The 4731-nt window shown below is 62.5% G+C and carries 5 protein-coding genes; 3 read left to right on the forward strand and 2 right to left on the reverse strand.

Annotated elements, in window-relative coordinates; genetic code table 11:
• On the reverse strand, window positions 1-670 hold a 670-nt coding region (locus ACOZKU_RS20090; protein ID WP_421580353.1), incomplete at its 3' end, for a DMT family transporter.
• Between the two features lie 296 nt (window positions 671-966).
• Between ACOZKU_RS20090 and ACOZKU_RS20095 the strand changes: the two genes are divergently transcribed.
• Genes ACOZKU_RS20095 through ACOZKU_RS20105 form a run of 3 tightly spaced genes read left to right on the forward strand, consistent with a single transcriptional unit; the run spans window position 967 to window position 4159 of the window.
• Window positions 967-2376, forward strand: coding sequence for a circularly permuted type 2 ATP-grasp protein (locus tag ACOZKU_RS20095; RefSeq protein WP_314085634.1), 1410 nt, complete (start codon window positions 967-969; stop codon window positions 2374-2376).
• A 5-nt stretch (window positions 2377-2381) separates the two neighbouring features.
• Entirely contained in the window at window positions 2382-3323 is a 942-nt protein-coding gene (locus tag ACOZKU_RS20100; RefSeq protein WP_314085636.1) for an alpha-E domain-containing protein, read from the forward strand.
• A 14-nt stretch (window positions 3324-3337) separates the two neighbouring features.
• Complete coding sequence (locus ACOZKU_RS20105; protein ID WP_421580354.1) at window positions 3338-4159, forward strand: transglutaminase family protein; 822 nt, start codon at window positions 3338-3340, stop codon at window positions 4157-4159.
• A 34-nt stretch (window positions 4160-4193) separates the two neighbouring features.
• Here the strand turns inward: ACOZKU_RS20105 and ACOZKU_RS20110 are convergent.
• On the reverse strand, window positions 4194-4731 hold a 538-nt coding region (locus ACOZKU_RS20110; RefSeq protein ID WP_421580355.1), incomplete at its 5' end, for a hypothetical protein.

Consider the following 4731-nt stretch of genomic DNA (forward strand, 5'->3'; position numbering starts at 1 on the left):
TGCCGAGCACGGCCCAGGCGAGCAGCGCCACGAAGGTCAGGCCGAAATCGACATGCAGGTTTTCCAGCCCCGCAGCGAAGGGGAAGGTGACGACCAGCGCGCCGACATATTGCAGCGTCGCGATGGCGCGGATGTCGCCGGTCGGCAGATATTGTTTCTGGTAGATCGTGCCATAGGTGACGGCGGCCATGCCGAGCATGTTGACGACGATGGCGAAGGCCGGAATTTCCGCCGCGCCATGGCCGAAGAATTTCGGCAGCACGGCAAGCAGCACGCCCAGGAAACCGAGGCCGAGCCCCATCTTCTGCGTGCCGCTCAGCCGCTCGCCGATGAAGAAGGGCGCGGCCAAGGCCGTCATCAGCGGCTGAAGTGCTGCGATGATCGAGGAGAGCGCTGCCGGCACGCCCTGCCCGATCGCCCACCAGACGGCCCCGAGATAGATGCCGTGCAGGAAGGCGCCGGAGATGACGGCGTGCACGATGGTGCGCCGGTCGCGCGGCCAGGCCGCACCCGAGACGAGACAGAAGCCGGCAAACAGGATCGCGGCTGTCAGGTAGCGGATGCTGAGGAATGTCAGCGGCTCGGAAACGAAGGTGGCGTATTTGGCCACGACCCAGCCGGTCGACCAGAGCAGAACGAAGATGGCCGGGGCCAGGCGATCGAGGGACATGGGACTTCCGGCATCAGGACAAGCGTGCGCGAGCGATAGGCGCTGCCCCCGTGATGGTCAAAGGAATTTCCTTGATGCTTAGGTTCAGCGAAAGGCGGTGCGACCACGCTTTCGGCATCTGCCAATCATTTCGGCAGAGGCACCGCCGGCGGTTGCGCAGCCATTGCAAAAAACCGTCGCCATGGCCGGTTTAAACGCACCCAAAGCGGTATGAGAATTCTTTCCCTCTCATTGAGCATGGTTCTTGCATTGCCTCTTATGTTGTACTCAAATGGCGAAAAATGGGGAACACGCCTTTGGCATTTGATGAAATGATGAACGCGGACAGCAACCCGCGGCAACCCTACGAAAACTACCATGACTGGTATGAAGGACAGGATCGGGCTCGCCTGATCGCCAAATCAAGAGAAGCCGAAAATCTCTTTCGAAAAACCGGCATCACCTTCGCGGTCTATGGACACGCAGACAGCTCCGAAAAGCTCATCCCCTTCGATATCATACCGCGCATCATTTCCGGCCGGGAGTGGCGCAAGCTCGCCCAGGGCATCGAACAGCGGGTCATCGCCCTCAACGCCTTCCTCGACGACATCTACCACAAGCAGGAAATCATCAAGGCCGGCCGCGTGCCGCGCGAGCTGATCGAGCGCAACGTCGCCTTCCTGCCGCAGATGATCGGCTTCAAGCCGCCAGGCGGCGTCTATACCCACATCGTCGGCACCGACATCGTGCGCACCGGCGAGGACCAGTTCTACGTGCTGGAAGACAATGCCCGCACACCCTCCGGCGTCAGCTACATGCTGGAAAACCGGGAAACCATGATGCAGATGTTCCCGGAGCTGTTCCACCTGAACAAGGTGCGCCCGGTCGAGGACTATCCGAAGACATTGCGGCAGAGCCTTGCATCCCTTGCGCCCCCCGGCTGTTCTGGCAAGCCGCGCATTGCGGTGCTGACCCCGGGCATTTTCAACTCTGCCTACTACGAGCATTCCTTCCTCGCCGACATGATGGGCGTGGAACTGGTCGAAGGCTCGGACCTGCGCGTCGTCGACGGCAAGGTGAAGATGCGCACGACCCGCGGCTACGAGGCGATCGACGTGCTCTATCGCCGCGTCGACGACGATTTCCTCGACCCCCTCACCTTCCGGCCGGATTCGGCGCTCGGCATTCCCGGCATCATGGATGTCTACAAGGCCGGCAACATCACGATTGCCAATGCCCCCGGCACCGGCATTTGCGACGACAAGGCGATCTATTCCTACATGCCTGAAATCGTCGAGTTCTATACCGGCCGCAAGGCGATCCTCGAGAACGTACCGACCTGGCGCTGCTCGGAGGAGAACAGCCTCAAATACGTGCTCGAGCATCTCGAGGAACTGGTGGTGAAGGAAGTGCACGGCTCGGGCGGCTACGGCATGCTCGTCGGCCCGACCGCCTCCAAGAAGGAATGTGCGGCCTTCGCCGAAAAGCTGAAGGCCCGCCCCTCCAACTATATCGCACAGCCGACGCTGTCGCTCTCGACGGTCCCGATCCTCGTCAACAAGGGTATCGCGCCCCGGCACGTCGATCTCCGTCCCTATGTGCTGGTTTCCGACAAGGTGCAGATCATTCCCGGCGGGCTGACCCGCGTGGCGCTGAAAGAAGGCTCGCTGGTGGTCAACTCCAGCCAGGGCGGCGGCACGAAGGACACCTGGGTACTGGAGGACTGATGCCTATGCTGGGAAGAACTGCAAACGGCCTCTACTGGATGTTCCGCTATATCGAGCGTGCCGAAAACATCGCCCGTCTCATCGATGCGGGCCTGCGCATGGCGCTGACACGCTCCGGCTCGTCCGATGAGGATTGGGACGGCGTTCTGCAAAGTGCCGGCGTGCGCGAGGATTTCGACACCGTCCACCACAAGCTGACGAGCGCCGACGCGATCGACTACCTGCTGCGCGACCACTCGAACCCGTCGAGCGTCATGTCCTGCATCGAGGCGGCCCGCAACAATGCCCGCATGGTGCGCACCGCATTGACGCGCGAGACCTGGGAAGCGACGAACGAGTGCTGGATCGAGCTGAAGCTGGCACTCTCCAAACGCGTGAAGCCCGCCGACATGCCGGAGGTGATCGGTACGATCAAACGCTGCACCGCCCTCATTCGCGGCGCCTTCCACGGCACCATGCTGCGCGACGATATCTACAACTTCTCGCGCATCGGCACCTTCATCGAGCGGGCGGACAACACGGCCCGCATTCTCGACGTGAAGTATTATGTGCTGCTGCCGGCCATCGCCAAGGTCGGTTCGTCGCTCGACAATATGCAGTGGGAATCGATCCTGCGTTCGGTTTCGGCGCATCGTTCCTACAGCTGGGTCTATGACGGCGACTATTCCTCGACCAATATTTCCGACTTCCTGATCCTCAACGACCGCATGCCGCGCTCGCTGGCCTATAGCTACGACAAGCTCGTCAGCAATCTCGGTTATCTCGCCAAGCTCTACGGCGACAACCATGCGGCGCACGAGACGGCGTCCGCGACGCTGATGCTGCTGAGAAGCCGCAGCATCGACGACATCATGGAACAGGGTCTCCACGAATTCATCGAGGAATTCATCGTGCACAACAACCGCCTCGGGGAAGAGATCTCCGACGGCTATCGCTTCTATCGTTGAGCGGGGGGCGAGCGATGCGACTGAAGATCAGCCACACGACCGAATATACCTATGACGACCCGGTGCAATATTCCCTGCAGCGCCTGCGGCTGACGCCGAAGACGCAGCCGGGCCAGATCGTACGCGCGTGGGCGACCACCGTGCACGGAGCCCGCGTCGAGGCCGGCTATACCGACCATTTCGGCAACCATGTCGATCTCGTCAGCACCAATGCCGAGCAGGTGACGATCCGCATCGTCGCCGAGGGCGAGGTGGATACGGAAGACCGCGCCGGTGTCTTCGGCCCGCATCAGGGATTCGTGCCGCTGTGGCTCTATCTGCGCGAGACGCCGCTGACCAAGCCGGGAAAACTCATCCGCGATCTCGCCAGAGCCGCGACGGGCGACAACGAGCTGGCCCGTATGCACGCCGTCATGGCGGCGATCCATACCGGCGTCGAATACAAGCCAGGCGAGACCGCCGCCGATACGACGGCGGAGCAGGCGCTTGAGAAGAGGCAGGGTGTCTGCCAGGACCACGCCCATATCTTCCTCGCCGCCGCGCGGCATCTCGGCATTCCCGCCCGTTATGTCTCCGGTTATCTGCTAATGGAAGAGCCGGAGCAGACGGCAAGCCACGCCTGGGCGGAAGTGCACCTGCAAGGTCTTGGCTGGGTCGGTTTCGATGCCGCCAACAAGATCTGCCCCGATGCGCGCTATGTCCGCCTATCGAGCGGCTTGGACTATACGGACGCCGCCCCCGTTTCCGGCATGGTTTTGGGGCGTTCGGCCGAAACGATGAGTGTCGCTATCAAGGTGGAAGCGACCAGCCAGAGCCAGTCGCAGAGCCAGAGCTGATGGCGGCCGAAAACGACCGCCGTCATTGCCCATATTAGCGCGATGCCGTTTCCAGCAGGCGGCAGAGTTTCACCAGGGCCGCATCATAGCCGCCGCTGTTGACGCCACGGCAGCGCTTGATCATCTGCTGCTTGTCGCTTGGCGACAGCTGGGCAAAGTCGTCGACGATCGCGCGATCCCGATCCTTGCCGGGGGTGGGGCGGCCGTCACCGGGCTTGTCACGATCGGTGGGCGTGGTGGGTGTTACGCCGTCGTCGTCACCTCCAAGGCTGACGTCGACATCCGCGTCGATCAACCCGCTACCGCCGACATTGGCGCCGATGCCAACACCGAGGCCGCTCGAACCGCCAACCGTTGCTCGCGCGTTCGCGTCCAGCAGGCCACGGGAGCCGCCGACATTGGCGTTGACGCCCGCATTCACGCCGTTCCGCCCGCCGACCGACGCACCGACATTGGCATTCGCCAAGCCTCGCGATCCACCGACCGTGGCGCCCACACCGGCGTTTACGCCGTTGCGTCCACCCACCGATGCACCAATACCGGCATTGGCGACACCCTTCGAGCCGCCGACA

The organism is Shinella sp. M31, from assembly GCF_049199205.1.
GTDB lineage: Bacteria > Pseudomonadota > Alphaproteobacteria > Rhizobiales > Rhizobiaceae > Shinella.

What these genes read in the sequence shown, in the direction of transcription:
- ACOZKU_RS20105 (WP_421580354.1), top strand. Translation starts at nt 3,338, where the DNA reads ATGCGACTGAAGATCAGCCACACGACCGAATATACCTATGACGACCCG.
- ACOZKU_RS20100 (WP_314085636.1), top strand. Translation starts at nt 2,382, where the DNA reads ATGCTGGGAAGAACTGCAAACGGCCTCTACTGGATGTTCCGCTATATC.